Origin of the sequence: Methylobacterium sp. Leaf361 (genome assembly GCF_001424445.1) — a bacterium.
Lineage (GTDB): Bacteria > Pseudomonadota > Alphaproteobacteria > Rhizobiales > Beijerinckiaceae > Methylobacterium.
The window spans coordinates 52,535-79,332 of the sequence record NZ_LMPY01000001.1 but is presented as its reverse complement, the minus strand read 5'-3'; the positions used below and the strand labels follow the sequence as shown (position 1 = coordinate 79,332).

The following is a 26,798-nucleotide window of genomic DNA, read 5'->3' as shown; positions in this document are numbered from 1 at the left end:
GTTGAGGGAGTCCGGCATGAGCGCAGCGGTACTGGGTGTCATGGGTGGGTCCGGCGTCTACGACCTGCCGGGTCTCGAGGACGTCCGCGAGGAGCGCGTGGCGTCGCCCTGGGGCGAGCCCTCGGACGCCCTGCGGATCGGGCACATCGGCGACACCAAGGTCGTGTTCCTGGCGCGCCACGGGCGGGGGCACCGGCTCTCGCCGTCGGGCATCAACTACCGCGCCAATATCGACGCCCTGAAACGGGCTGGGGTCACTGACCTCGTCGCCCTCTCGGCCTGCGGCTCCTTCCGCGAGGACCTGCCCCCGGGCCTCTTCGTGCTCGTCGACCAGTTTGTCGACCGCACCCACGGCCGGGCCTCGTCGTTCTTCGGCGACGGCTGCGTCGCCCACGTCTCCCTCGCGCACCCGGTAGGCCCCGGCCTGCAGGCGCGGATCGCCCAGGCCGCGAAGGCCGAGGACATCGCGGTCCATCGCGGCGGCACCTACGTCTGCATGGAGGGGCCGCAATTCTCGTCGCTGGCCGAATCCCGCGCCTACAAAGCCCAGGGCTTCGACGTGATCGGCATGACCAACATGCCCGAGGCCAAGCTCGCCCGCGAGGCGGAGATCACCTACGCGACCATCGCGATGGTGACCGACTACGATTGCTGGCACCCGGGCCACGATGCCGTCGACGTCGCCGCGGTGATCGCCGTCGCCCGGGCCAACGCCGACAAGGCGGCGCGGCTCGTCGCCCGTCTCGCCCGCGATTTCCCGGGCGAGCGGGAGCCGTGCCCGGCGGGCTCGCACCGGGCCCTGGACGGCGCGATCATGACGGCGCCCGCCGTCCGGGATCCGGCGCTCCTCGCCAAGCTCGACGCCGTGGCGGGGCGTGTTCTCAACGGCTAGCCGGCCGGCCTTTCCATTCGGCGACGAGTCCCTCTAGAAGGCGCGGGCGGCCCGGGCCGCCCCCGACGCGAAGTCCAGACCGAAATGCGCAGCGCCTCCATCAGCCGGAAGACCGCGGAGACCGATATCGCGGTCACCGTCAATCTCGACGGGACCGGGCGGTCGAAGATCGCCACCGGCATTGGCTTCCTCGACCACATGCTGGATCTGCTGGCGCGGCACGCCCTGTTCGACCTGGACGTGAAGGTCGACGGCGACCTGCACATCGACCAGCACCACTCGGCCGAGGATTGCGGCATCGCCCTGGGGCAGGCCTTCGCCAAGGCGCTCGGCGACAAGCGCGGGGTCACGCGCTACGCCGACATCCACCTACCGATGGACGAGGCGCTGACCCGGGTCTGCGTCGACATCTCCGGCCGGCCCTTCCTGGTGTTCCGCACGACGTTCCGCGTGGAGAAGATCGGACAGTTCGACACCGAGTTGGTGCGCGAGTGGTTCCAGGCCTTCGCGATGAATGCCGGCCTGACGCTCCACGTGGAGACCCTCTACGGCGACAACGCCCACCACATCGCGGAGAGCTGCTACAAGGGGCTGGCCCGCGCCTTGCGGAAGGCCGTGGCGATCGATCCGCGGGAGGAGGGGCGCGTTCCCTCAACCAAGGGCTCTCTGTAGACCCGTTGTCGTCGGGCGCCCGGATCGGCCACACGGCCGTCGCGGCGCGCGCTGTCGGAGTTTCGCGATGCGGATGCGCAGCTACACGCTCCACCTGCCGGCCGATGCGCGGCCCGGCGAGACGGTCGGGCTCGACCGGGCTCTCCTGGTACGCGACGGCTTCTCCTGGCCGGCCTTCGCCTTCACGGTGCTGTGGTTCCTGTTCCACCGCCTCTGGCTCGCCGCCCTTCTCGTCCTCGTCGGCCTCGTGGCGCTGGCCGCTGCCGGCATCGCCCTCGGGCTCCCGGCCGGTGCCGGCCTGATCGTCACCCTGCTGGCCGCCTGGCTGATCGGCCTCGAGGCCTCCAGCCTGCGCCGCTGGACCCTGGCGCGGCGCGGCTGGCCGGCGCGCGACGCGGTGGTCGCCGCGACGCCCGAGGAGGCCGAGGCCCGGGCGCTGAACCGCTGGATCGAGGCGATCCCGGGCGCCCCCCGGGCCCCGTTCCCGAGCGGCCCCAGCCGGCGGGCCGAGCCGGTGATCGGGTTGTTCCCCGCCCAGGAAGGCGCCCGGTGAGTTCCCGGGCGAGACGCGCATGACCACCGAGACCGTCGCGATCATCGATTACGGGTCGGGCAACCTCCACTCCGCCGCCAAGGCCTTCGAGCGCGCCGCCCGCGAGAGCGGGCGCGACGCGCGGATCTGCCTGACCTCGGACCCGGAGGTGGTGGCCGCGGCCGACCGCGTCGTGCTGCCCGGCGTCGGCGCCTTCGCGGATTGCCGCCGCGGGCTCGATGCCGTCCCCGGCATGGTCGAGGCGATGACGCGGGTCGCCCACGGGGCGGGCCGCCCGTTCCTCGGCATCTGCGTAGGGATGCAGCTCCTGGCGAGCCGCGGGCTCGAGTACACGACCACGCCTGGGCTCGGCTGGATTCCCGGCGACGTCGGTCCGATCCGGCCGTCGGATCCGGCCCTCAAGGTCCCCCACATGGGCTGGAACACCCTGCGGACCGAGCGCGACCACCCGCTGCTCGGCGGCATTCCCACCGGCGAGGACGGGCTGCACGCCTACTTCGTGCACAGCTACGCGCTGCAGGCGGAGCGCCCGGACGACGTCGTCGCGCGCGCCGAGTACGGCGGCCCGGTCACCGCCCTCGTCGCCCGCGGCAACGTCGCCGGCACGCAGTTCCACCCCGAGAAGAGCCAGCGGCTGGGCCTCGCGCTCATCGCCAACTTCCTGAACTGGCGCCCGTGAGCGCCGTTCGGCCCAGGCAAGAAGGACGGAAGCGCCCGTGATCCTGTACCCGGCGATCGACCTGAAAGAGGGGCGTTGCGTTCGCCTCATCCAGGGGGACATGGCGCAGGCCAAGGTCTTCGGCGACGATCCGGCCGCGCAGGCCGCGATCTTCGAGGCGCAGGGCTTCTCCTGGCTCCACGTCGTCGATCTCGACGGCGCCTTCGCGGGCGCCCCGCGGAACGCGCAGGCCGTCGACGCGATCCTCGCGCGGGTCACGATCCCGGTCCAGCTCGGCGGCGGGATCCGCGAGATGAAGACCCTGGAGGGGTGGCTGAGCAAGGGCGTTGCCCGCGCGATCATCGGCACCGCGGCGGTGCGCGATCCCGGCTTCGTCCGGGAGGCGGCCCGCAAGTATCCCGGGAAGATCGCGGTCGGGATCGACGCCAAGGACGGCCGCGTCGCCGTCGAGGGCTGGGCCCAGACCTCCAGCATGACCGCGGAGGAGCTGGGGCGCCGGTTCGAGGACGCGGGCGTCGCGGCGATCATCTATACCGACATCGCCCGCGACGGGATCCTGAAGGGCCTCAACGTCGAGATGACCCTGGCGCTCGCCCAGGCCGTGCGCATCCCGGTCATCGCCTCGGGCGGCCTCGCGTCGATCGACGACGTCCACCGGCTGCTGCAGCCCGACTGCGCCCTGATCGCGGGCGCGATCACCGGCCGGGCGCTCTATGACGGCCGCATCGATCCGGAGGCGGCCCTGGCGGCGATCGCTGCGGCGCGCGGCCCGGCGGCGTGATATCCAGAGGCTCGCGACATGAGACGCCGCCCGTGCTGAAGACCCGCATCATTCCCTGCCTCGACGTGAAGGACGGGCGCGTCGTGAAGGGCGTGCGCTTCGAGGGCCTGCGCGACGCCGGCGACCCCGTCGAGGCCGCCAAGGTCTACGACGCGGCCGGCGCAGACGAGCTGTGCTTCCTCGACATCACCGCGAGCCGCGAGGCCCGCGGCACCCTGCTCGACATCGTCAGCCGGACCGCCGAGGCCTGCTTCATGCCGCTGACCGTCGGCGGCGGCGTGCGCACTGTTGAGGACGTGCGCGCGCTGCTGCTCGCCGGCGCCGACAAGGTCGCGATCAACACCGCCGCTGTGAAGGATCCCGACCTCGTGGCCCGGGCCGCCGAGAAGTTCGGCGCGCAGTGCATCGTGGTGGCGATCGACGCCAAGCGCGTCTCGCCCCCCGGCACGCCGGCCGCCTGGGAGATCTTCACCCATGGCGGCCGCGACCCGACCGGGATCGACGCCGTGGCCTTCGCGCGGCTGGTGGCCGAGAAGGGCGCCGGCGAGCTGCTCGTCACCTCCATGGACAAGGACGGGACGCGCTCCGGCTACGATCTCGCCCTGACGCGCGCGATCAGCGACGCCGTCACCGTGCCGGTGATCGCCTCGGGCGGCGTCGGCGGCCTCGACGACCTCGTGGCCGGCGTGGCCGAGGGCGGCGCCAGCGCCGTCCTGGCGGCCTCCATCTTCCATTTCGGGCAGGCGAGCGTCGCCGAGGCGAAGGCGCACATGGCGGCGGCCGGCCTCGCCATGCGCCTCGACGGCCCGGCCTCTTCCGCGAGGGCGCCCCTGTGAGCAGCTACCTTCTGGCGAACGCCGACCTCCTCGATCCCGAGACCGGTCGCCAGACCGCCGGCGCGGTGCTGGTGAGGGACGGCCGCATCGCCGACATCGCCGCCGGCGCGGCGCCGGGCGCTCCGGCCGACGCGAAGCGCGTCGACTGCGCCGGTCGCGTGCTGACCCCCGGGCTGATCGACATGCGCGCCTTCGTGGGCGAGCCGGGGGCCGAGCACCGCGAGACCCTGGCCTCGGCGAGTGCCGCGGCGGCCGCGGGCGGCGTCACGACGCTCGTCTGCATGCCCGACACCAATCCGGTGATCGACGAGCCGGCCATCGTCGACTTCGTGCTCCGCCGCGCCCGCGACACGGCGAGCGTCAACGTCCTGCCGGCGGCCGCCATCACCAAGGGCTTGGCCGGCCGGGAGATGACCGAGTTCGGCCTGCTCAAGGAGGCCGGCGCGGTCGCGTTCACCGACGGGCTCAGGGCCGTGGCGAATGCCCAGGTTCTGCGCCGCGCCCTGACCTACGCCCGGGATTTCGACGCGCTGATCGTGCAGCACGTGGAGGAATCCGCCCTCGTCGCCGAGGGCGTCATGAACGAGGGCGAGCTCGCCTCGCGCCTCGGGCTCATGGGCATCCCCCGCGAGGCCGAGACCGTGATGCTGGAGCGCGACATCCGCCTCGTGCGGCTGACCGGCGCCCGCTACCACGCGGCGATGATCTCCTGCGCCGATTCGGTGGAGATCGTCCGCCGCGCCAAGCAGGACGGCCTGCCGGTGACCTGCGGCGTCTCGGTGAACAACCTCGTCCTCAATGAGAACGACATCGGCCATTACCGCACCTTCTGCCGGCTCTCGCCGCCCCTGCGCCACGAGACCGACCGTCAGGCGGTGGTGCGCGCCCTCGACGAGGGCGTGATCGACGTGATCGTGTCCGACCACAACCCGCAGGACGTGGAGACCAAGCGCCTGCCCTTCGCCGAGGCGGCGGACGGGGCGCTGGGCATCGAGACGCTGCTCGGCGCCGCCATGCGCCTCGTCCACACCGGCGACCTCGCGCTGCCCAAGCTCGTCGCCGCGCTCACCGTGAATCCGGCGCGCATCCTCGGCCGCGAGGCCGGCCGGCTGGCGGTCGGCGCCCCCGCCGACCTCGTGCTGATCGATCCCGATCTCCCCTACGTCCTCGACAAGCGCCGGCTGAAGTCGCGCTCCAAGAACTCCCCCTTCGACGAGGCGCGCCTCCAGGGCGCGGCGGTGCTGACGCTGGTCGGTGGCCGGATCGTCCACGCGGTCGACGACCTCGCGGCCGCCGCATGATACCCCCCGATCTCGCGACCCCGGCCGCCCTCGGCGGCCTCGCCCTCGGCTACGCCCTGGGCTCGATCCCGTTCGGGCTGATCCTCACGAAGTTCGCCGGCCTCGGCGACGTGCGGGCGATCGGCTCCGGCAATATCGGCGCCACCAACGTGCTCCGCACCGGCCGCAAGGGCCTCGCCGCGGCGACGCTCCTGGGCGACGCCCTCAAGGGCACGGCGGCCGTCCTCATCGCCCGGCAGTTGGGCGAGGGCCCGGCGCTCGCGGCCGGGCTCGGCGCCTTCCTCGGCCACCTCTTCCCGGTCTGGCTGGGCTTCAAGGGCGGCAAGGGCGTCGCGACCTTCATCGGGGTGCTCCTCGCCTTCAGCCCGCCCGCCCTCGCGGCGTTCGCAGCGATCTGGCTCGGTCTCGCCTTCGCGCTCAAGTACTCGTCGCTGGCGGCGCTCGCCGCCTCGGCGGCCACACCCCTCGTCCTCTGGGCGCTGGGTGCCCCGACGCAGGCGTTGCTATTCCTGCTCCTCGGCCTGCTGCTATGGTGGAAGCACGCGCCCAACATCCGCCGACTCGCGTCCGGCACCGAGGGGCGCATCGGCCAGAAGGGCTGAGTGCCGGCGCGCCGCGCCGACCTTCGGGCAGGTGTGGGGGTGGTGGATGCAGCTCACCGAGGCCCAGCGGCTCGACTGGCTGCGGCTGATCCGGACCGAGGGCGTCGGCCCCCGCACCTTCCGGAGGCTCGTGAACCGTTTCGGCGGCGCGGCCGCCGCCCTCGACGCCCTGCCGGAGCTCACCGGCCGCCAGGGGCGGCGGATCGTGCCACCAACCCGCGCTGAGGCCGAGGCCGAGCTGGCGGCCCTGACCCGCCTCGGCGGCCGGCTGATCGCCACCGGCGAGGCGGAATACCCGCGGCTCCTCACACAGGTCGACGCGGCGCCACCGCTTCTGGCCCTGCGCGGCGCACCGATCCTCAATCGGCCCGCCGCCGCCCTCGTCGGCTCGCGGAACGCATCGTCGGCGGGGCTCGCCTTCACGGAGCGGCTCGCCCGCGGGCTCGGCGAGGCAGGCCTCACGGTGGTCTCGGGCCTCGCCCGCGGCATCGACGCGCGCGCCCACAGGGCGAGCCTCCGGACCGGCACGATCGCCGTCATGGCCGGCGGCCAGGACCGGATCTACCCGGCGAGCCACGCGACCCTGGTCGAGGCCATCCTGGCGGAGGGCGGCGCGGTCCTCGCGGAGATGCCGATGGGCTGGGAGCCCCGGGGGCGGGACTTCCCGAGGCGCAACCGGATCATCTCCGGGCTGTCCTACGGGACGGTGGTGGTGGAGGCCGCGCGCCGCTCCGGCTCGCTGATCACGGCGCGCTACGCCCTGGAGCAGAACCGGGAGGTCTTTGCGGTTCCCGGCTCGCCGCTCGACCCGCGCGCCGAGGGCACCAACGACCTGATCCGCCAGGGCGCCACCCTGGTCTCCGAGGTGGACCACGTGCTGGAGGTGCTGGGACCGATCATCGAGCGCGGCCCGGACGCCGAGGCGGCCCCGGCGCGCGGGCGGCCGGACCTGGCCGAGCAGCCGGATTTCTGGGACGAGATCGCGCTCGACGCGGCTCTCGACCCGGGACCGGAGCGAGCTGACGGCGCGTCCGCCGACAATCCCGCGCGCGACGAGCCGCCCGAGGCCGAGGACGACCGGGCGCGGATCGTGGCCCTGCTCGGCCCGAGCCCGGTCGGCACCGATGAGCTGGCGCGGAGCGCCGGGGTCGGTGCCCGGACCGTGCAGAGCGTGCTGCTGGAACTGGAGCTCGACGGACGGATCGAGCGCAACGGCAGCGGCACCGTCTCGCTGGTCAGCCGCTGAGGGAGTCCTCTTCGGGATCGTCGTCCGCATCGGCGTCCGCGAGGTTGCGCATGACGTCGAGGCAGCCCTGGAGGATGTAGGCGGCGGCGAGCTTGTCCACGAGTTCGCCGCGCCGCGCCCGCGAGGCGTCGGCCTCGATCAGCGCGCGGGTGACCACGGCGGTCGAGAGGCGTTCGTCGAAGAAGACGTGGGGCAGGGGGAGGATCGGCGCGAGGTTGCGCATGAAGGCGCGGGTCGACTGCACCCGCGGCCCCTCGCTCCCGTCCATGTTGAGCGGCAGCCCGACGACGAGGCCGCCGACCGCGTGCTGCCGGCACAGGGCGGCGAGCCGCTGCGCGTCGGGGGTGAACTTCACCCGGCGGATCGTCTCCAGCGGCGTCGCGATCTGGCGGCCGAGATCCGACAGGGCGAGGCCGATCGTCTTGGTGCCGAGATCGATGCCGATCAGGCGGGCGCCGCCGCGAGACTCGGCCGCGAAGGCGCGGATCGCGTCGAAATTCATGGTTCCGCCCGCGCGGCGCGCGCCAGAATGGCCTCGGTGACGCCCTCGAACCGTGCGGGGAGGGGCTCCGAGCCCGGTCCCAGAACCAGGGCCGCGGACGGCGCCGTGACCCGGGTGAAGAAGTCGTCGAGGCTCTCGCCGCCGAACCGCACCGTCTCCAGGTCAGGCGCCAGCAGCCAGACGTCGTACTCGCCGTCGGTCCCGGTGACGTCCCAGAACAGGAAGCTGCCGTCCTCGCCCGCGCCGAAGAAGCAGGCGCGCTCGACGACGCCGGCGTCGCCGCCCTCGACGTCGAAGCGGTGCGGCTCCGCCCCGTCCTCCAGCATGGCGACCGCGGCGCCGACGCTGTGGGCGATGAGGGCCGCCTGGCTCACCAGATCGCAGGCCTCGAACGGTGCCGGCACGGCGACGCGGAACTGCCCGCCCGCGAGGCCGACACCGCAGGTCCAGCAAAAGTCGCGGTAGGAGGCCGGCAGGGCGAAGCCCAGCGCCTCCGCCGCACGGTCGAGGGCCGCCTCGTCCGGCACGAAGCCCGGCGCGAGCTCCTCGAAGACCGTCTCCCACATCGCTCCCGCTCCACCGTCCACAGACTTCGGTTCCTCCGCAGATCGCCCCCGGTGCGCGCGGAGCCGTTCGCGTCTAGGTAGGTTAATGTTCCGTTAAACCACGCTGTAGGGGTCCGCCTTGTCGACGAACGGCCAGCTCTCCTCTTCCGCTCCGTCCGGCCGCCGGCGGGCGATGCCGCGCAAGCACCGCTGGATGCTGCTCCTCGCCTTCGAGGTGCTGGTCGCGGGCTTCACCCAAGCCATGATCCAGCCGGTCCGGCAACCGGGAATCACCATCGAGATGTCGGTGACACCCCACCACGTCGTGACCTGATCCGCCCGTCGCCCGCCCGCGCCGAGCGCGCGGTCAGCGGGGTCCCGCGCGGCCGGCCGCCCTGCGGGCGGCGCGGCATAGCCCACCCGCGTTGCGGTGCGTCGAGCGCCGATGCTATAGCGCGACCGACTTCGGGAGAGCGCTCCCGGGCAGGGACGAACGGGACGGCATGTCGGTCGACGAGAAGACGGTTCGGCGCATCGCGCATCTGGCGCGGATCGCGGTCACCGACGACGAAGTCGGGCCCCTGCAGGGCGAGCTGAACGCCATCCTGTCCTTCGTCGAGCAGCTCGGCACGGTCGACGTCGCGGGCGTCGAGCCGATGACCTCGGTGACGCCGATGGCGATGAAGAAGCGCGAGGACGTCGTCACGGAGGGCGGCCGCGCCGCCGACGTCGTCGCCAACGCACCCGAGACCGAGGACAATTACTTCCTGGTCCCGAAGGTGGTCGAGTAGGCCGAGGACGGCCCAAACCTTGCGGACCGGATTTCTGGCGGGCAGGCGCGCGGCGGCGCGCGCGGGGACGTGAACAGCGTGGATCCGAACGAACTTACCCTGGCCGAAGCGCGCGACGCCCTGAAGGCGAAGCGGATCTCGGCCCGCGAGCTGACCCAGGCCCATCTGGATGCCATGGCCAAGGCCCGCGTCCTGAACGCGTATATCCGGGAGACCCCGGACCGCGCCCTGGCGATGGCCGAGGCCTCGGACCAGAAGATCGCGTCCGGCGAGGCGCGGCCGCTCGAGGGCATCCCCCTCGGCATCAAGGACCTGTTCTGCACGCACGGCGTGACGACTACGGCGGGCTCCAAGATCCTCGAGACCTTCGAGCCGCACTACGAATCGGCCGTGTCGGCCAATCTGTGGCGCGACGGCGCCGTGATGCTCGGCAAGCTGAACCTCGACGAGTTCGCCATGGGCTCGTCGAACGAGACCAGCGCCTACGGCAACGTGGTCTCGCCCTGGCGGCGCGCCGGATCGGACGCGCCGATCGTGCCCGGTGGCTCGTCGGGCGGCTCCGCCGCGGCGGTCGCAGCGCGCCTCTGCCTCGGCGCCACCGCGACCGATACCGGCGGCTCCATCCGGCAGCCCGCCGCCTTCACCGGCACGGTCGGGATCAAGCCGACCTACGGGCGCTGCTCGCGCTGGGGGACGGTGGCCTTCGCCTCCTCCCTCGACCAGGCTGGCCCGATCGCCCGGACGGTGCGCGATTGCGCCATCCTGCTCGGCTCCATGGCGGGCGCCGACGCCCGGGACACGACCTGCGCCGACCTCGCGGTGCCCGATTTCGAGGCCGCCGTGTCGCGCGGCGTGAAGGGCCTGACCATCGGCATCCCGAAGGAGTACCGGGTCGACGGGATGCCCGCGGAGATCCAGAAGCTCTGGGACGAGGGCGCGGCGTGGCTCAAGGCCGCCGGCGCGACGATCCGGGAGATCTCGCTGCCGCACACCGCCTACGCGCTGCCGGCCTACTACATCGTGGCCCCGGCCGAGGCCTCCTCGAACCTCGCCCGCTACGACGGCGTCCGCTACGGCCTGCGCGTGCCCGGCAAGGACATCGCCGGGATGTACGAGAACACCCGCGCCGCCGGCTTCGGCCGCGAGGTGAAGCGCCGGATCATGATCGGCACCTACGTGCTCTCGGCCGGATACTACGACGCCTACTACGTCCGCGCGCAGAAGATCCGCACGCTGATCAAGCGCGACTTCGAGGCCGCCTACGCGGCCGGGGTCGACGCGATCCTGACGCCGGCGACGCCGTCGGCCGCCTTCGGCATCGGCGAGAAGGCCTCGGCCGACCCGGTGGAGATGTACCTCAACGACGTGTTCACCGTGACGGTGAACATGGCCGGGCTGCCGGGCATCGCGGTGCCGGCGGGGCTCGACGGCCAGGGCCTCCCGCTGGGCCTCCAGCTCATCGGCCGGCCCTTCGACGAGGAGACGCTGTTCGCGGTCGCGCAGGTGATCGAGGACGCGGCCGGTCGCACCGTCCTACCCGAGCCGTGGTGGTCATGACCGTCCCGTACTATCCCTGGACGGTCTGGATCTGGGCCGCGTTCGATCCGGCGCTGATCGTGGTGGCGGTCTATCTCGGCTGGACCGCCAGCCAGTTCGGCAAGGTCTTCATCGCGGCGATCGCGGCGCTCGGCTTCTCGGTGCTGTTCTCCTACGCGGTCAGCGCGGCCGGCATCCCGTGGCCGGCGCCGATCACCCGCGACGGCCCGACCTTCTTCCCGGTCCGCGCCGTCGCGGCCCTGCTCTGGGCCGTCGTGGGCTACGGTGCCCGGCAGGCGGTCGGACGCCGCGCTTGACCCTGCGGGCAGGGGCCTCCTAGAAAATCTCTCGCTCGACGCATGCGGCGCCTCCGCCGTCTCTGCGAGCGCAGCGAAGCGATCCGGCGGTGCAACGCCTGGAAGCCTCGCGCTTCCCTGGATCGCTTCGCTGCGCTCGCAGAGACGGCGACGCCTCGAACGCCAGCCGCCTTTCGGACCGACCATGAACGCACCCGTCGACCCCAAGAAGCTGATCAAGGGCGGCCTCCACGATTGGGAGGTGATCGTCGGCATGGAGATCCACGCCCAGGTGTCCAGCCGGGCGAAGCTGTTTTCCGGCGCCTCGACGGAGTTCGGGGCCGAGCCGAACGACCACGTCTCGCTGGTCGACGCCGCGATGCCCGGGATGCTGCCGGTGATCAACGCCGAGTGCGTCGCCCAGGCGGTGCGCACCGGCCTCGGCCTGAAGGCCAAGATCAACCTGCGCTCCGTGTTTGACCGGAAGAACTACTTCTATCCGGACCTGCCGCAGGGCTACCAGATCTCGCAGTACAAGGACCCGATCGTCGGCGAGGGCGAGGTCCTGGTGGATCTGGCCGACGGCGCCTCGATCACCGTGGGCATCGAGCGCCTGCACCTCGAGCAGGATGCGGGCAAGTCGCTGCACGACCAGGATCCGACCCGGAGCTTCGTCGACCTCAACCGGTCGGGCGTGGCGCTGATGGAGATCGTCTCCCGACCAGACCTGCGCTCCTCCGAGGAGGCGAAAGCTTACGTGACCAAGCTGCGCACGATCCTGCGCTACCTCGGCACCTGCGACGGCGACATGGAGAAGGGCTCGCTCCGCGCCGACGTGAACGTCTCGGTGCGCCGCCCCGGCGAGCCGCTGGGCACGCGCTGCGAGATCAAGAACGTCAACTCGATCCGCTTCATCGGGCAGGCGATCGAGACGGAGGCGCGGCGCCAGATCGCCATCCTCGAGGACGGCGGCAAGATCGACCAAGAGACGCGCCTGTTCGACCCGACCAAGGGCGAGACGCGCTCGATGCGCTCGAAGGAAGAGGCGCACGACTACCGCTACTTCCCCGATCCGGACCTGCTACCGCTGGAATTCGACCAGGCTTACGTCGACGCCCTGACAGAGGGGCTGCCCGAGCTGCCGGACGCCAAGAAGGCGCGGTTCGTCTCGGCGTTCGGCCTCTCGCCCTACGATGCCGGCGTGCTGGTCGCCGAGCGCGCCTCCGCCGATTACTACGAGGCGGTGGCCAAGGGCCGGGACGGCAAGGCCGCGGCCAACTGGGTGATCAACGAGCTGTTCGGGCGCCTCAACAAGGAGGGTCTGTCCATCGACGCGACCCCGGTCTCGGCGGACCAGCTCGGCGCGATCATCGACCTGATCGGCGAGGGCGTCATCTCCGGCAAGATCGCCAAGGACCTGTTCGAGATCGTCTGGACCGAGGGCGGCGACCCGCGCGCCCTCGTCGAGAGCCGCGGCATGAAGCAGGTGACCGACACGGGCGCCATCGAGGCGGCGGTGGACCAGATCATCGCGGCGAATCCCGACAAGGTCGCCCAGGCCAAAGAGAAGCCGACCCTGCTCGGCTGGTTCGTCGGCCAGACCATGAAGGCCACCGGCGGCAAGGCGAACCCCGCGGCGGTGAACGCGCTGCTCAAGGCGAAGCTCGGGATCGAGTGAGCCTTCCGCGGCGAGCGGCCAGTCCGCGCCCGGCCTCAGGATGAGTGCCGGGATCGGATGGCTGTCGCTTCGACGTCGCCGGCTAGTCCCATGCTCGCCAAAGCCACGACGAGATCCCGCCGCGGCGATGCCGGGCAGGTGGGCCACGAACAGATCCTCGAAGAGAAACCGCGGCGGAACGGCTCGAAGTGGGGCCTTTCGCGCATTCGAAGGCGTGCCATGCGTGGCCGCTTCTGCGCCCCTGGAGCCGCGTCCGTCCGGCTGTTCGTGTTGTGCCGCTAGGTCTCGGGCCGAACCTGTCCCTGAACCGTCTAAGCGGCATTCCGCTGCGGTGGAGTCATCCCTGTCTCCTCCAGCTTCCGACGACCGACACCGCTGCGAAACCTGATCGCGTCAAGATTTCGTGCCGGTCCGTGCCCGCTCTCGCTAAGCACAGATGGAGACTGCGCCCGTCCTCCAAGTCGGTCAATAGCTATTTTCTCGGCAATAGGCTTTTTCGATCCACTTGCCCCCGCCGCCGCACCGCAGCGCGTGCGAGCTCAATCACTTGGACCGATCCCGCGGCGCTGCGAAATATTGATTGGCCCGCAAGCTACTTGCCGGCGCCCATATTGTTCTCGACCAGAAAGCGGATGCCGCGGTCGAAGGACTCATCCGTGTCGCCGCGCAGGTCCACGCTGTAGGCCTTCTCGGGCGCGTCGCCGGTGAGGGACCTCACGTAGACGTTGAGGTTGAGGATCAGGTTCGAGACCTTCTGCACCTCGCCGGTGATCGCGACATCCGCGCCGAGCTTGCGGGCGAGGTCATCCGCGCAGCCATTGCAGCGGCGCAGGTCGGCACTTCTGGTGACCTCGTCCCGCACCGGCTCGGTCGAGACCACGACGAACAGGCCCTTCTTCTGGAGGAGGTCGCGCAGTTCGGCGCTGACCCGCTTCAGCCGCGCGGTGTCGGCGGCGTCACCCGGCACCGGCGATAGGTTCGAGAACTGGAAATCGAATACCGCGGCCCGCGGGGGCGCGGCCGCGGCCGGTCCCGCGGCCAGCAGGACGGTGGCGAGTGCGAGCAGTCGGTTCATCGTGATCTCCGGCGCGGATGCGTGTCCGGGAAACCGCGCCCCCGCCAACCGGGTCGCGTCCGCGCGGCGATTCAGCGCCGGTCGGCCTCCCGGGTGGGGCTGGCCGCCGGCTTTGCCAGGCCGGAGACGCGGTCGCGCAGGTCCATGAACCAGCTCGGTGCCGGGCCGCGGCCGCCGTTGACGAACACCGTCGCGGTCATGCCGGCGATGAGCGGGACGCCCGCCGGGACGTGGTCGATGCGGATGCGGACCGGCACCCGCTGGGCGAGGCGCACCCAGGTGTAGACGGGGTTGACGTCCGGCAGCCCCTGCGTGCTGGCGGCGGCGTTCGCCGTGGAGATGCCGAGCGTGATGCTGTGGACCGTGCCGGTCAGGTGCGGATCGAAGCCCATCAGCTTCACGTCGGCGGGGTCGCCGACGCGGATGTTGGACATCTTGGTCTCCTCGAAATAGCCGTCGATCCAGAAGGAGTCTGTGTCGACCACGTTGATGTTCGAGGTGCCGGTCCGGGCGTAGTCGCCGACCCGCATCAGCAGGTTGGTCACCCGTCCGTTGACGGTCGACCTCACCTGGGTGCGCTCCAGATTCACCTTGGCCTGCCGCAGCTGCGCCTGCGCGCTCTCCAGCGACGCCTCGGCGATCTTCGCGGCGCCTGCGAATCGCTGCTTCTCCTCGATCGAGGTCGACACGGTCGAGAGCGCTTGGCGCCGGGCCGACTCGGCGTTCTTCACCTGCAGATCGGCCTCGCGATTCTTGACCTCGGCATCCGCCGAGGTGACGGCGACCTCGAAATCGACCGGGTCGATGACGTAGAGGACGTCGCCCTTGCGGACGTTCTGGTTGTCCTGGACCCGGACCTCGACGATCTGACCGGCGACCTGCGGGGCGATGTTGGCGACCTGGACCCGGACCGTGCCGTCGCGCGTCCAGGGCGCCGCCACGTAGAATTCCCACACGAAGGCTCCCGCCAGGATCGCCGCGAGCAGGATCACGCCGGTGGCCGCGAGGCGGAACACTTTGGCGGCCCGGCCCCGGCGCGGCACTGCGGGCAGGGGGTCGCTCCGCCCGGGCGCGCCGTCGCGGGCGGCGGACTTCGGATCGTCCTCGTCGGCGGTCGTGTCGGGCATCAGATGAACGCGATCAGGAGGGCGAGGACACAGACGTAGAGGCCGGCTTCGGCGAGCGGGGCGTTGGCGACGTAGCGGCTGAAGCGGATGCGGGCGAAGACGAGGCGAAGGACGACCAGGATCACGAACGCGGCGAGCGCGTAAGCGACGAAGGCCGTGACCAGCACCCCGCCGACATGGATGTCCTCGTGCATGGTTACCCCGGAAGAAGCGGCAATCAGAATAGCGCGATGTCGAGGCGTTGGAGGAATCGCCTGTGGCGGGCGATGGTCCGCGACGCGGTGACGAGGTCGCTGGCGGCACGGGCCGTCGTGAGCCGCACCGCCCGGTCCTGGCTGGAGGCGGCGCGGATCAGGTCGCGCGCCGCCATCTCGAGCCCGCGATCGTCGCCTGCCGCGAGGGCGTCCCGCGCCCGCGGGATCGCGCCGCGCAGGGCTTTGACCGACCAGAGGCGGCGCAGTTCCGCGTGGGCCCGGGCGGCGGCGGCCTCCAGGCGGGCGAGGGCGAAGGCGTGGTGCAGGTTCGCTTGCCGCACCGCCGCGCTCCCCGAGCTGTAGGCGGCGAACTGGAACAGCCGGTCGGCATTCAGGCTCGTGCGGGTGGTGGCGTCGCCGCCCTGGCCGACGAGGGCGTCGGCGAGCGCCCGCCGCGCCGAACCGAGGGCGAAGACCCGCTGCTGGGCCGGCGAGATCGGCAGGATGAGGCGGACGATGATCGACAGGATCACGGCCGCCACGACGACGAGGAACGCGTTCAGCAGAAAGCTCAGGGCGTCGTAGGTCTGCGGGTTCGAGGGCCCCAGCAGGACGGGGAAGAACACGATCAGGATGAAGCCGACTCCGAAGGTCTTCGGGTTCAGCGAGAGGAAGCAGCCCAGGAAGATCACCGGCGCCATCACGAGCGCCAGCATCGGGAAGCCCTGGACACCGTTGAGGAGCGCGAACCGGGCGATGCCCGCCAGGGCGGCGGCCAGCGTCATGCCGACGACGACGCCGTTCGCGAACTTCTTCGGGTCCGGCGTCATCGACGACAGGGCCGCGGTGGCGGCCACCTGGACCAGTGCGAACGAGGCCTGGGGCAGGCCGAGCGCCGCGAAGGTGGCGGCGGTGACCGCGAAACTCAGGGCCACCCGCAGGGCGCCGCGGAGGGCGACGGGGAAGTCGCGGTGAGTCGGCAGTTCGGCGTCGCGCAGGGGCCTGTGGCCGTCGGCCACGGCGCGGATGCCGTCCTGCGCGAAGGTCGCGGCGCAGACGAAGTCGAGGGCGCGCTGGAGCACAACGACCTCGTCGAGGGGACGGGTCGCGTCGCGGATGGCCGCGTCGACCAAGTCGCGCAGGCGCTCGTCGTCGCGGTCCAGGGCGTCGGGATCGGGCGCGTCGGCCACCCGCCGGCAGATCGCCATCGCCTCCGCGACGGCCGGGCTCGGATCGCGCAGGGACGCGGCCGCGGCCCCGAGGCCGCGGATCGACGCCGCCATCACGTAGAGCGCGGCGATGCAGCTGCGCGCGCCGGCCGCGCGGTACCGGCCGTCGTCCAGCTCGCCCGCGATGGCGCTGGCATCGGCCCGCATCGGCGCGATGGTGCGGATCAGCGCGGCGGTGCGCGGGGCGCCGAGATCCCCCGACGCCAGAGTCTCGCGGGCGTAGCCGCGCGTCTGGTCCCAGGCCGCGCGCAGCTGCGGCAGCAGCGCCCGCCACGTGCTCGGCGAGGCGAGGGCGTCGTTGATGAAGGTGATCACGACGATGCCGAGCACGATCGCGGCGACGCGGGACACGGCGGCGTCGAAGGTCCCCTGCGGATCGTCGATCTGGCCGAGCGCGATGATCGCCACAGTATAGCCGGACAGCATCGCGCCGTAGGCCCGCGTGTCCTGCAGAAACTGGGCGACGAAGACGCAGAGGCCGAGCCAGACGGTGAAGCTGAGGAGCAGCAGCACCCGGTCCTGGCCGAAGAGCGCCATGAAGACGAGCGCCACCGCCGCGCCGACGAGCGTGCCGAGCAGGCGGTAGACCGCCTTCGAGATCGCCTGCCCCCGCTTGGGCTGGGCGAGGATCGCCACGCAGGTGGCGGCGGACGAGGCGCTGTCGAGCTGGAGCCAGAATGCGGCGGCCAGCGCCAGCATCATGGCGATCCAGATCCGCAGCGCGAAGGCCCAGGCGGCCGGCTTCGGCACCCAGGCATCGAGGAACGCCAGGACGCGGTCGCCGAGCGGTTCGGGGCGGCGATCTGCGACGGAGCCGGCGGGGGCCTCAGCCATGCCGGACCCCGCGCGGCGCGCTGTCCACCGCCCGACCGGACGGAGAAGGGTCCGTCATCGCCTCGTGCCTCCTGCCAACCCGCCGCGGATGTTCGAACGAACGGAACGCCCCGCGGTTCTAGCCGATCAGGCCTTGTCGCCACCTTTCAGGCGCTTGTTGCACTTGCTCCAGTACTGCGGCCATTTCGGTCCCTGCGCCGCCTTCTGCGCGTCGGTCAGGGCGCGCCACTCGGTGCCGCAGGTCTTCTGGCGATCGCGGGCGGCGGACTGGCCCGCGCTCGGCGCCCTGGCGGCCGGCGCCTCGGCGGCGGGCGGCGCCTTCGTGGGTGCTTCCTTAGCGGGTGATTCCTTGGCAGGTGGCTCCTTGGCGAGAGCCGGGCAGGCGGCGAGCAGCGGCGCGGACAGGACCGCGATCCTGACGAGACGATCGATCATCGGATGTTCCCCCTCGGGCGCCGTTCCGGCGCCCGAGCCGCAATCTCGCCGCTCTCCCGCGGCGCCGGCAAGCCCGGCCGCGCCGCCGCCGCCAGCCCCGGCGCAGCTTCGCCGTGCGACCGCGTCTACGGGCGCGGTGCCCTTGAGCGCGGCCGGGAAATCGTCTTCACTGCCGGGGCAATTCGGAAACGGCGGAGGACCACCGCGCCGCCGACGATCGGGTCCAGGAGCAGGCAAAGCATGGCAGCGGTGTCCGGGCGGCCGATCGACGTCCACACATGGAGTACGCCGAACGGCTGGAAGATCCCGATTATGCTGGAGGAGTGCGGGCTCCCCTATCGCATCGTTCCCGTGGACATCGCGAAGAACGAGCAGTTCGCGCCCGACTTCCTGGCGATTTCGCCCAACAACAAGATCCCGGCCATCGTCGATCCGGACGGTCCGGGCGGACAGCCGATCTCGGTCTTCGAATCAGGCGCGATCCTGCAGTATCTCGGCCGGAAGACCGGGCAGTTCTACCCGACCGACGAGCGCGCCCGCGTGGCGGTCGACGAGTGGCTGTTCTGGCAGGTGGCGGGCTTCGGGCCGATGCTCGGGCAGACACACCACTTCAAGATCTACGCGCCCGAGAAGCTGCCTTACGCGATCGACCGGTTCACCGCCGAGGCCAAGCGCCTCTACGGCGTGCTGGAGCGGCGCCTCGAGGGGCGCGCCTTCCTGGCCGAGGACTACTCCGTCGCCGACATCGCGACGTTCACTTGGGCGAAGCTCAACTTCAAGCAGGGTGTCGACATCGACACCCTCCCGAACGTCGCCCGGTGGCTCGAGAGCATCCTGGCGAGGCCGGCAGTGCAGCGCGGCCTCGCGGCGATCTGACGAAGCTCAGTTCTTGTTGGCGGCCTGCTGGTTCACGTCCGGCACGCGGGTCCAGGTCTGCGACCCGCACAGGATCTTGAGCATGCAGCCCGACACGTTGAGCTCGGCCTCGCTCTCCCGCTCGAGGCTGACCGTGTAGATCTTGCCTTCCTCGATATTGTAGAGTTCGCCGGTGAACTTCGCGTCGTCCGGCTTCAGACCTTCGATCAGCTGGAGACCGATTACCGGACGGGCGCGCTTCTTTGGGTCGGGATTCTTGAGGTCGGTGCGCGGGGCGCCGTTGTCGAAGGTCGGCGTCTTGAGCCAGACGACCTTGCCGCAGACCAGCTTCTGGCCGGGGCCGCAGCGGTCGATCCGGATCTTGGCGCGGCCGTCGCCGGTGAGCCAGGTGCCGGACGGGTCCTTGCCCGTGTCGGCGGAGGCGGCGGTGAGGCCGGCGAGAAGCAGGCTGGCGCTGAGAGCGAGTCGCATGGTTCGTCTCCGGGATTGGGGCGCCGCGGGCGCCCGAGGGGTGGACGAAGTCGGTTGGTGCGCGACTGAGCCGCCGCAATCGGGCGATTTTTCGGCGGTGTTGCGGCAGAGCCACGGCCGCGCTTGCCCCGCCAGGGCGCGCCGGGCCGCTTGAGGCACCGGGGGGCGCCCGCTATAAGCCCGGCGCCGAAGCGAAATTCTCGCTGCCGCGGCGTGTCCGGATCGCCGGCGCGCCGCAGATCTTTTCCACAGACAGACCGGACGCACCATGGCCACCGAGCGCACCTTCTCGATCCTGAAGCCCGACGCGACGCGGCGGAACCTGACCGGCGCGGTCAACGCCGTCATCGAGGAGGCCGGCCTGCGCATCGTCGGCCAGCGCCGCATCCGCATGACCAAGGAGCAGGCCGAGAAGTTCTACGAGGTGCACAAGGAGCGCCCGTTCTTCGGCGAGCTCGTGACCTTCATGACCTCCGGCCCGGTGGTGGTTCAGGTCCTCGAGGGCGAGAACGCCGTCGCCAAGTACCGTGAGGTGATGGGTGCCACGAACCCGGCCCAGGCCGCCGAGGGCACGATCCGCAAGAAGTTCGCCGAGTCCGTCGGCGAGAACACCGTCCACGGCTCCGACAGCGCCGAGAACGCCAAGCTCGAGATCGCGCAGTTCTTCAAGGATTCCGACATCGCTGCCTGAGGCGAGGCGGCGCACGGTGGCGGGTTGGGCACACCGACCCGCCATTCGCGCGCCCCGTACCCGGCGGCGCCGGGAATGCCGCCCTGTGTGACCGGGTCGTCCTTGACGGGACGGAGCCCGGGAGCGTCCAACGGCCGAGCTTAGCCAATCTCAGCCCCCGGACGACCCCGACCATGACAATGCGCAGCCTGCCCCTGCTGATCGCGACCGGCCTGTTCGCCCTCGGCGCGACCGCCGCCCTCGCGGGCGGATCCTCGGCCCCGTTCCAGCAGTACGAGCCGGACCCCGCTCTCAAGACCGCCAGCAAGACCAACCTCGAGGGCCGCGTGCGCCACGCCTGCACGGTCGTCCAGGCCCGCATGACCAGCGCCAGCGAGGCCTCCCTGGAGCGCCCCTGCGGCTGCTACGCGCGGCAGACGCTGCGCAGCCTCGACGCCTCCGAGATCGAGGCCTACCGGACCACCGGCTACTTCAACGACACCGCCCGCGCTAAGGCGCTCTCGGCCCTGGACAGCTGCAAGCTCCAGCGCCCGGTCTGAGCGCCAAGAGCTTCGAAGGCCTCCGGGTCCGCGCATCGTCTTCGTCGGCGGAGCAGCCCCGGGGGCGGAACATGGCGAGCGTGGCGCGGCCGGATCGCGGCGCCCCGCTCGCGCGGACGGAAACGCCCGTGCTACCGCCGCCTAGAGGCTGAACAGAGCGCCGTCTGGCGCCCTCTCGTCGATCACGACGCGATCGCCGTCCAGACGGGCGCGGCCGCCCGCCACCAGGGCGAGCACCGCGGGGTAGAGCCGCCGCTCCTGCACGATCACGCGGTCGGCGAGGCTGTCGGGATCGTCGTCCTGGCGGACCGGGACCGCAACCTGGGCGACGATCGGTCCGGCGTCGAGTTCCGGCACGACGAAGTGGACCGTGCAGCCGTGCAGGCGCACGCCCGCGTCCAGCGCCTGCCGGTGCGTGTGGGTGCCCTTGAACAGGGGCAGAAGCGAAGGGTGGATGTTAAGCATCCGGCCGGCCCAGGACGCCACGAAGTCGGTCGTCAGGATCCGCATGAAGCCCGCGAGGCAGACGAGGTCGACCTCGGCCGCCCGCAGCGCCGCGTCGAGGGCGGCGTCGAAACCGGCCCGGTCGGCGAAGGCCCGGTGATCGATGGCCTGCGTCGGGATGCCCGCCTCGGCCGCCCGGGCGAGGCCGGCGGCCTCCGGGCGGTTCGACAGGACCAGCACGATCTCGGCCGGGAAGGCGGGATCCTTCGCGGCCTCCAGCAGCGCCAGCATGTTCGAGCCGCGCCCCGAGATGAGGATCGCGACGCGGGTCTTGCGGGCGGACGCCATCACAGGGCGAGGCGGCCGCTGAAGGTTACCGGCTCGGGGCCGCGCGCCGTGATCCGTCCGAGGCGGACCGGGGTCTCGCCGGCCCGGGTCAGGGCCTCGTCGACGTCGTCGACCGCGTCGGCGGCGGCGATCACCACCATGCCGATCCCGCAGTTGAAGGTCCGCAGCATCTCGGCCTCGGCGACGCCGCCCTCGCGGGCGAGCCAGCCGAAGACCGGCGGCGGGGTCACGGCATCGAGGTCGACGGCGATGCCGACTTCGTCCGGCAGGACCCGGGGGAGGTTGTCGGGGAAGCCGCCGCCCGTGATGTGGGCGAGCGCCCGGATCCCGTCGGTGGCGCCCAGCGCCGCGAGCAGCGGCTTCACGTAGATCCGGGTCGGCTCCAGCAGCGCCTCGCCGAGGCTGCGGCCCGGGGCGAACGGGGCCGGCGCGTCCCAGCCGAGACCCGTCTTCGCGACGATCCGGCGGACCAGCGAGAAGCCGTTGGAATGGACGCCGGAGGAGGGCAGGCCGAGCACGACGTCTCCGGGCCGGATGCCGGGCCGCGGCAGCAGCGCGCCGCGCTCGGCGGCGCCGACCGAGAAGCCCGCGAGGTCGTAGTCGGACCCGTCGTAGAGGCCCGGCATCTCGGCGGTCTCGCCGCCGATCAGCGCGCAGCCGGCCTGCCGGCAGCCCTCGGCGATGCCGCGCACGATGTCGGCGCCGACGCCGGGGATCAGCTTACCGGTCGCGTAGTAGTCGAGGAAGAACAGCGGCTCGGCGCCCTGGACGATGATGTCGTTCACGCACATCGCCACGAGGTCGATGCCGATCGTGTCGTGGCGGCCGGTCTCGATGGCGATCTTGACCTTCGTGCCGACGCCGTCGTTGGCGGCGACCAAGATCGGGTCGCGGAAGCCCGCGGCCTTCAGGTCGAACAGGCCGCCGAACCCGCCGATCTCGGCGTCGGCGCCCGGGCGCCGGGTAGAGCGCACCAGCGGCTTGATCGTCTCGACCATGGCGTTGCCGGCATCGATATCGACGCCCGCCGCCGCGTAGGTCAGCCCCGTCTTCGGCTCGTTGCCGTCCTTGGCCGTCATGCCCGCGCCACCTCGCTGAGTACTGGCCCCGCTCTAGCGGCTTCCCGCGCGCCGCGCGAGTCGTGCCGGCGGCGCCTTGATCGGCGCGCTCCGCATACCCACTCTGCCCGCTGGCGTGGTGTGCTGCTGGGGGGAGCGTCATCGTGCGCGCACGGGCTGTGATCGGGCTGGCCGCTGTCGTGGCCCTGGGATTGATCGTCTACCTCCTGCGGGAGGTGATGCTGCCGTTCGTGGCCGGCATCACGCTGGCCTACCTCCTCGACCCCCTGGCAGATCGGCTGGAGCGGCTCGGCCTCGGGCGTCTGGCGGCCAGCCTGCTGATCCTGGCGCTGTTCGTCGTCGTCCTCGTCGTGACGCTGCTGATCCTGATCCCGCTCACGGCCAACCAGGTCGTAGCGCTCGTCAATGCGCTGCCCGGGATGGTGTCGCGGCTCCAGGCGATCATCGCCGAGCGGTCCGGGACCCTGCTCGAGCGCGTCGGCGGCGCGAACGTCCTCAACGAGCTGCAATCCTCCGTGGGGACGCTCGCCACCCAGGCCGGCACGTGGCTCCTGGCCTTCCTGAAATCGCTCTGGTCGGGCAGCCAGGCGCTGATCTCGATCGCCTCCCTGCTGGTCGTGACGCCGGTCGTCGCCTTCTACATCCTCGTCGACTGGGACCGGATGGTCGCCGCCATCGACGGCTGGGTGCCGCCCCGGCACCGGGCGACGGTGCGCGAGCTGGCGCGCCAGATCGACGGAGCGGTCACCGGCTACGTCCGCGGCCAGACCCTGGTCTGCCTCATCCTAGGCAGCTTCTACGCCGTCGGCCTGTGGCTGGTCGGCCTGAACTTCGGCGTGCTGATCGGCCTGATCGCCGGGTTCCTGACCTTCATCCCCTACGTCGGCACGCTCACCGGCTTCATGCTCTCCGTGGGCGTCGCGCTCGTCCAGTTCTGGCCCTCCGGAGACTGGCTGCATCTCGGCCTGACCGTCGCCGTCTTCCTCGTCGGCCAGTTCCTAGAGGGCAACGTCATCTCGCCGAAGCTCGTCGGCGATTCCACTGGGCTGCACCCGGTCTGGCTGATGTTCGCCCTGCTCGCCTTCGGGACGCTGTTCGGCTTCGTCGGGCTGCTGCTCGCCGTCCCGATCGCGGCCTCGATCGGCGTGCTGGTCCGCTTCGCCCTGGCCCGCTACCTGGAGAGCCGCCTCTACCACGCCGGGCAGCCGATCCTGATTGAGCACGAGGGCAAGGACGCTTCGGCCTTGACCTCCGCGGGCGCGGGATGATCCTGAGCGGCCTATGCGCGAGAACGCCCCACCCCGGCAGCTGGCCTTCGACCTGCCGCTCGACCCCCGCTACGGGCGCGAGGATTTCCTCGTCGGACCGGCCAACGAGGCCGCCTACGCGCTGATCGAGGCGTGGCCGGACTGGCCCGACAGCGTCTTGGTCCTCACCGGCCCCTCCGGCAGCGGCAAGAGCCACCTCGCGGCGATCTGGGCCGAGCGGGCCCACGCCTGGACCCTCCCGGCCGCCGAGCTGGGTGCCGACGCGGTCCAGCACCTCGTCTCCAACGGGGCGCTGGTCGTGGAGGACATCGACCGGGCGGAGCGGCGCGACGAGGCGGCGCTGTTCCACCTGCTCAACCGCGCCCGCGAGCGAGGCTGCCCGGTTCTGCTGACCAGCGCCACGGGTATCGACGCCCTCGGCCTCACGACGCCGGATCTGCGCTCGCGGCTTCGCCTCGCGCCGCGCATCGCCATCGAGGCGCCGGACGACGCGCTCCTGCGTGCCGTCCTGGTCAAGCTGTTCGTGGACCGGCAGCTGGTGGTCGATCTCGGCGTCATCGAGGCGCTGGCCCTGCGGATCGACCGGTCGCTGGGCCGCGCCCGCGACGTCGTCGCCGAGCTCGACCGCGACGCCCTCGGGCGCGGCCGCCGCATCAGCCGGCCGCTCGCGCTGGCCGTCCTGCGCCGCATGGGGCTGGAGGACGAGCCGGACCCGAACGCCTGAAGGAGGAATGCAGTGGCCGTCACGAAACTGTCGTGAAGGCCGCCGGTCTAGGGTGATACACGCTCCGCCGCCGCGAGGAGCAGAGACAGGGATCCGGGATGGAATCGACGCAGAAGCCCGTGGACCGCGACGCCGCCGATGAGGCGCCCGAGCCCCGTCGGCGCGCGACGGCCAATCCGGCGACGCGGCGGGCGGTCGCGCCCAAGCGCCTGCAGGCCGATCCGGTCGCGGGGGCGGCGGCTCCGGCGGAAGCCATTCCGGACGCCAACGACGAGTGGCCGGCCGCGGCGGCCGCGACTCCCGCGGAGCCGCCGGTCGGCGCGGCCCGCGAGCCGGTGGTGGAAGCCGGGCGAACCCTGCGCCACTCACCGGAGCGGTTCGTGAACCGCGAGCTGTCCTGGCTGCAGTTCAACCGGCGGGTGCTGGAAGAGGCGTCGAACCCCAACCACCCGCTCTTGGAGCGCCTCCGCTTCCTGTCGATCTCGGCCAACAACCTCGACGAATTCTTCATGGTCCGGGTCGCCGGCCTCATCGATCAGGTGCGGGCGGGGATCACGGTCCCGTCGCAGGACGGCCTGTCGCCGTCCGAGCAACTCGTCCGGATCGGCGCCGAGGTGTCGCGCCTCGCCGCCGACCAGCAGGCCCGCTGGCGGGAACTGCGCACGGAGCTGCACACGAGCGACATCGACATCGTCGAGCCCGCGGCCCTCACGGCCGAGCAGGCGGCGTGGCTGGAGGAGTACTTCCTCAACCACGTCTTCCCGGTCCTGACGCCGCTGGCGATCGATCCGGCCCACCCGTTCCCGTTCATCCCGAATCTCGGTACCACCATCGCGCTGATGCTGGTGCGGCCGAAGGACGGCCGGCTGCTGCGCGCCCTGATCCGGCTGCCGGGCGTCATCGACCGCTTCGTGCGCCTGCCGGTGAGCGACAGCGAGACTTCCGCCCGTCTGATCACCATCGAGCAGGTGATCGGGATGTTCACCGGGCGGCTCTTCCCGGGCTACCTCGTCAAGGGCAGCGGCGCGTTCCGCGTGGTCCGCGATTCCGACCTGGAGATCGAGGAGGAGGCGGAGGACCTCGTCCTGCATTTCGAGACAGCGCTGAAGCAGCGGCGGCGCGGCGTCGTGATCCGTCTCGAGGTCGAGGCGGGCATGTCGGAGGATCTGCGCAGCTTCGTCGCGGACGAACTGGAGATCGCCGCGGACGCGATCTTCCTCGTGGAGGGCATGCTGGCCCTGAACGAGCTGTCCCAGGTCGTCGGCATCGACAGGCCCGACTTGAAGTTCAAGCCCTACAATCCCCGCTTCCCGGAGCGCATCCGCGAGAGCGGCGGCGACGTGTTCGCGGCGATCCGGCAGAAGGACTTCATCGTCCACCACCCCTACGAATCCTTCGATTCGGTGGTGCAGTTCCTCGCGCAGGCCGCCCGTGACCCGAACGTGGTCGCGATCAAGCAGACTCTCTACCGAACCTCGTCCAACTCGCCGATCGTGGCGGCCCTCGCCGAGGCCGCGGAACTCGGCAAGTCCGTCACCGCCCTGGTGGAGCTGAAGGCGCGCTTCGACGAGGAGGCCAATATCCGCTGGGCGCGCAACCTCGAGAAGGCGGGCGCGCAGGTCGTGTTCGGCTTCGTCGAGTTGAAGACCCACGCCAAGCTGTCGCTGGTGGTCCGGCGGGAAGGCGACAAGCTCGTCACCTACTGCCACGTCGGCACCGGCAACTACCACCCGATCACCGCGCGCATCTATACGGACCTGTCGTTCTTCACGGCCGATCCCGCGATCGCGCGGGACGTGTCGCGGATCTTCAACTTTATCACCGGCTACGCCGAGCCCGCCGAGCTGGAGCGCATGGCGGTCTCGCCGCTGACCGCCAAGAACAAGCTCCTCGAGCACATCGAGGCGGAGGTCGCCCACGCGAAGGCCGGGCGTCCGGCCGCGATCTGGATCAAGTGCAACTCCCTGGTCGACAGCCAGATCATCGACGCGCTCTACGACGCCTCGGCGGCCGGGGTTCAGATCGACTGCGTGGTCCGCGGCATCTGCTGCCTGCGCCCGGGCATCCCCGGGCTGTCGGAGACGATCCGGGTGAAGTCGATCGTCGGGCGCTTCCTGGAGCACGGGCGAATCTACGCCTTCGGCAACGGCGTCGGGCTGCCGCACCCCAAGGCGACGGTCTACATCTCCTCCGCCGACCTGATGAGCCGGAACCTCGACCGCCGCGTCGAGGCGCTGCTGCCGATCACCAACCCGACGGTGCATCAGCAGGTGCTCGACCAGATCATGCTGGCCAACCTGCTCGACAACCGCCAAAGCTGGCGGCTCCTCGCCTCGGGCGGCTGCGAGCGGATCCAGCCCGCCGAGGGCGAGGAGCCGTTCAACGCCCACAAGTATTTCATGACCAATCCCAGCCTCTCTGGGCGCGGCAAGGCCTCGAAGAAGTCGAGCCCGCGGGCGCTGAGCCGCCGCGCCCAACGCAGCTGAGTTTCGCTGCGCGGCGTCGCTGGGCTAAACCTCCCGCACGGCGCGCCGGCGGCGCGCCGGGCTGATGA

Annotated in this window: 30 protein-coding genes; 20 read left to right on the top strand and 10 right to left on the bottom strand. The window is 71.4% G+C overall.

The genetic code is table 11. The features are described 5' to 3' along the window. Positions 1-16: 16 nt before the first annotated feature. The 9 genes from ASG32_RS00430 to dprA all read left to right on the top strand — a co-directional run bounded on the left by ASG32_RS00430 (position 17) and on the right by dprA (position 7,562). Positions 17-892, top strand: coding sequence for an S-methyl-5'-thioadenosine phosphorylase (locus ASG32_RS00430; protein WP_056521255.1), 876 nt, complete (start codon positions 17-19; stop codon positions 890-892). A gap of 84 nt (positions 893-976) precedes the next feature. Beyond that, entirely contained in the window at positions 977-1,564 is a 588-nt protein-coding gene (gene hisB / locus ASG32_RS00425; RefSeq protein WP_020091778.1) for an imidazoleglycerol-phosphate dehydratase HisB, read from the top strand. 67 nt (positions 1,565-1,631) lie between these two features. Then, positions 1,632-2,117: a DUF2628 domain-containing protein gene (locus tag ASG32_RS00420; RefSeq protein ID WP_020091779.1), complete on the top strand. Its 486-nt coding sequence runs from the start codon at positions 1,632-1,634 to the stop codon at positions 2,115-2,117. 19 nt (positions 2,118-2,136) lie between these two features. Next, positions 2,137-2,796 carry an imidazole glycerol phosphate synthase subunit HisH gene (gene hisH, locus ASG32_RS00415; RefSeq protein WP_056521252.1) on the top strand — a complete coding sequence of 220 codons (660 nt, stop codon included), beginning with the start codon at positions 2,137-2,139 and terminating at the stop codon, positions 2,794-2,796. A 37-nt stretch (positions 2,797-2,833) separates the two neighbouring features. Next, positions 2,834-3,577 carry a 1-(5-phosphoribosyl)-5-[(5-phosphoribosylamino)methylideneamino]imidazole-4-carboxamide isomerase gene (gene hisA / locus ASG32_RS00410; RefSeq protein ID WP_056521249.1) on the top strand — a complete coding sequence of 248 codons (744 nt, stop codon included), beginning with the start codon at positions 2,834-2,836 and terminating at the stop codon, positions 3,575-3,577. A gap of 32 nt (positions 3,578-3,609) precedes the next feature. Continuing rightward, positions 3,610-4,413, top strand: coding sequence for an imidazole glycerol phosphate synthase subunit HisF (gene hisF / locus ASG32_RS00405; protein WP_053620281.1), 804 nt, complete (start codon positions 3,610-3,612; stop codon positions 4,411-4,413). Next, complete coding sequence (locus ASG32_RS00400) at positions 4,410-5,714, top strand: dihydroorotase (protein ID WP_056521246.1); 1,305 nt, start codon at positions 4,410-4,412, stop codon at positions 5,712-5,714. The genes hisF and ASG32_RS00400 overlap by 4 nt, the downstream gene beginning before the upstream one ends. Further along, complete coding sequence (plsY, locus tag ASG32_RS00395) at positions 5,711-6,316, top strand: glycerol-3-phosphate 1-O-acyltransferase PlsY (RefSeq protein ID WP_056521243.1); 606 nt, start codon at positions 5,711-5,713, stop codon at positions 6,314-6,316. Before ASG32_RS00400 ends, plsY begins: the two co-directional genes overlap by 4 nt. A gap of 46 nt (positions 6,317-6,362) precedes the next feature. After that, positions 6,363-7,562: a DNA-processing protein DprA gene (gene dprA / locus ASG32_RS00390; RefSeq protein WP_056521238.1), complete on the top strand. Its 1,200-nt coding sequence runs from the start codon at positions 6,363-6,365 to the stop codon at positions 7,560-7,562. On the opposite strand, the gene ruvX is transcribed toward dprA, so the two are convergent. Continuing rightward, a complete protein-coding gene (gene ruvX, locus ASG32_RS00385) occupies positions 7,552-8,064 on the bottom strand; it encodes a Holliday junction resolvase RuvX (RefSeq protein ID WP_020091786.1) in 513 nt (170 codons plus the stop codon). The genes dprA and ruvX overlap by 11 nt on opposite strands. Continuing rightward, complete coding sequence (locus ASG32_RS00380; RefSeq protein WP_056521235.1) at positions 8,061-8,630, bottom strand: SMI1/KNR4 family protein; 570 nt, start codon at positions 8,628-8,630, stop codon at positions 8,061-8,063. The genes ruvX and ASG32_RS00380 overlap by 4 nt, the downstream gene beginning before the upstream one ends. A 172-nt stretch (positions 8,631-8,802) precedes the next feature. Here ASG32_RS00380 and ASG32_RS33210 point away from each other — a divergent pair, with 172 nt between their 5' ends. The 5 genes from ASG32_RS33210 (at position 8,803) to gatB (ending at position 12,910) form a co-directional block, all read left to right on the top strand. Further along, complete coding sequence (locus ASG32_RS33210) at positions 8,803-8,943, top strand: hypothetical protein (protein ID WP_012317484.1); 141 nt, start codon at positions 8,803-8,805, stop codon at positions 8,941-8,943. 169 nt (positions 8,944-9,112) lie between these two features. Beyond that, a complete protein-coding gene (gene gatC, locus ASG32_RS00370) occupies positions 9,113-9,400 on the top strand; it encodes an Asp-tRNA(Asn)/Glu-tRNA(Gln) amidotransferase subunit GatC (protein ID WP_020091789.1) in 288 nt (95 codons plus the stop codon). Between the two features lie 78 nt (positions 9,401-9,478). Next, entirely contained in the window at positions 9,479-10,957 is a 1,479-nt protein-coding gene (gene gatA / locus ASG32_RS00365; RefSeq protein ID WP_020091790.1) for an Asp-tRNA(Asn)/Glu-tRNA(Gln) amidotransferase subunit GatA, read from the top strand. Beyond that, a complete protein-coding gene (locus tag ASG32_RS00360) occupies positions 10,954-11,253 on the top strand; it encodes a hypothetical protein (RefSeq protein WP_020091791.1) in 300 nt (99 codons plus the stop codon). Before gatA ends, ASG32_RS00360 begins: the two co-directional genes overlap by 4 nt. 184 nt (positions 11,254-11,437) lie before the next feature. Then, entirely contained in the window at positions 11,438-12,910 is a 1,473-nt protein-coding gene (gene gatB / locus ASG32_RS00355) for an Asp-tRNA(Asn)/Glu-tRNA(Gln) amidotransferase subunit GatB (protein WP_056521233.1), read from the top strand. Positions 12,911-13,502: 592 nt separating this feature from the next. Here gatB and ASG32_RS00350 read toward each other — a convergent pair. The 5 genes from ASG32_RS00350 to ASG32_RS00330 all read right to left on the bottom strand — a co-directional run bounded on the left by ASG32_RS00350 (position 13,503) and on the right by ASG32_RS00330 (position 17,804). Further along, positions 13,503-13,985 (bottom strand): DUF3280 domain-containing protein, encoded by a 483-nt coding sequence (locus ASG32_RS00350; RefSeq protein WP_056521229.1) that lies wholly within the window; start codon positions 13,983-13,985, stop codon positions 13,503-13,505. 71 nt (positions 13,986-14,056) lie between these two features. Next, a complete protein-coding gene (locus ASG32_RS00345; RefSeq protein ID WP_020091794.1) occupies positions 14,057-15,112 on the bottom strand; it encodes an HlyD family secretion protein in 1,056 nt (351 codons plus the stop codon). After that, positions 15,112-15,306, bottom strand: a complete 195-nt coding sequence (locus ASG32_RS00340) for a DUF1656 domain-containing protein (protein ID WP_020091795.1) — start codon at positions 15,304-15,306, stop codon at positions 15,112-15,114. The genes ASG32_RS00345 and ASG32_RS00340 overlap by 1 nt, the downstream gene beginning before the upstream one ends. 23 nt (positions 15,307-15,329) lie before the next feature. Further along, positions 15,330-17,369 (bottom strand): FUSC family protein, encoded by a 2,040-nt coding sequence (locus tag ASG32_RS00335; RefSeq protein ID WP_056521227.1) that lies wholly within the window; start codon positions 17,367-17,369, stop codon positions 15,330-15,332. A gap of 126 nt (positions 17,370-17,495) precedes the next feature. Continuing rightward, positions 17,496-17,804, bottom strand: coding sequence for a hypothetical protein (locus ASG32_RS00330; RefSeq protein ID WP_020091797.1), 309 nt, complete (start codon positions 17,802-17,804; stop codon positions 17,496-17,498). Between the two features lie 240 nt (positions 17,805-18,044). On the opposite strand from ASG32_RS00330, the gene ASG32_RS00325 reads away from it, so the two are divergent. Continuing rightward, the gene (locus tag ASG32_RS00325) at positions 18,045-18,680 is read left to right on the top strand and encodes a glutathione S-transferase N-terminal domain-containing protein (protein WP_056521224.1); all 636 of its coding nucleotides are present in this window, start codon (positions 18,045-18,047) and stop codon (positions 18,678-18,680) included. A 6-nt stretch (positions 18,681-18,686) separates the two neighbouring features. On the opposite strand, the gene ASG32_RS00320 is transcribed toward ASG32_RS00325, so the two are convergent. Further along, positions 18,687-19,151 (bottom strand): DUF2147 domain-containing protein, encoded by a 465-nt coding sequence (locus tag ASG32_RS00320; protein ID WP_020091800.1) that lies wholly within the window; start codon positions 19,149-19,151, stop codon positions 18,687-18,689. 268 nt (positions 19,152-19,419) lie between these two features. Between ASG32_RS00320 and ndk the strand changes: the two genes are divergently transcribed. Then, entirely contained in the window at positions 19,420-19,842 is a 423-nt protein-coding gene (gene ndk, locus ASG32_RS00315; RefSeq protein WP_012317495.1) for a nucleoside-diphosphate kinase, read from the top strand. 173 nt (positions 19,843-20,015) lie between these two features. After that, positions 20,016-20,381 carry a hypothetical protein gene (locus tag ASG32_RS00310; protein ID WP_082557696.1) on the top strand — a complete coding sequence of 122 codons (366 nt, stop codon included), beginning with the start codon at positions 20,016-20,018 and terminating at the stop codon, positions 20,379-20,381. A 141-nt stretch (positions 20,382-20,522) separates the two neighbouring features. Here the strand turns inward: ASG32_RS00310 and purN are convergent, their stop codons facing one another. After that, on the bottom strand, positions 20,523-21,173 hold the full coding sequence (gene purN / locus ASG32_RS00305) for a phosphoribosylglycinamide formyltransferase (protein WP_056521218.1): 651 nt from the start codon (positions 21,171-21,173) through the stop codon (positions 20,523-20,525). Next, positions 21,173-22,252 carry a phosphoribosylformylglycinamidine cyclo-ligase gene (gene purM / locus ASG32_RS00300; protein ID WP_056521216.1) on the bottom strand — a complete coding sequence of 360 codons (1,080 nt, stop codon included), beginning with the start codon at positions 22,250-22,252 and terminating at the stop codon, positions 21,173-21,175. Before purM ends, purN begins: the two co-directional genes overlap by 1 nt. Positions 22,253-22,395: 143 nt before the next feature. On the opposite strand from purM, the gene ASG32_RS00295 reads away from it, so the two are divergent. The 3 genes from ASG32_RS00295 to ASG32_RS00285 all read left to right on the top strand — a co-directional run bounded on the left by ASG32_RS00295 (position 22,396) and on the right by ASG32_RS00285 (position 26,730). Next, complete coding sequence (locus tag ASG32_RS00295; protein WP_026604737.1) at positions 22,396-23,520, top strand: AI-2E family transporter; 1,125 nt, start codon at positions 22,396-22,398, stop codon at positions 23,518-23,520. A 13-nt stretch (positions 23,521-23,533) separates the two neighbouring features. After that, a complete protein-coding gene (locus ASG32_RS00290; protein WP_020091805.1) occupies positions 23,534-24,244 on the top strand; it encodes a DnaA/Hda family protein in 711 nt (236 codons plus the stop codon). Positions 24,245-24,342: 98 nt separating this feature from the next. Beyond that, positions 24,343-26,730 carry an RNA degradosome polyphosphate kinase gene (locus ASG32_RS00285; protein ID WP_056521213.1) on the top strand — a complete coding sequence of 796 codons (2,388 nt, stop codon included), beginning with the start codon at positions 24,343-24,345 and terminating at the stop codon, positions 26,728-26,730. Positions 26,731-26,798 lie beyond the last annotated feature (68 nt).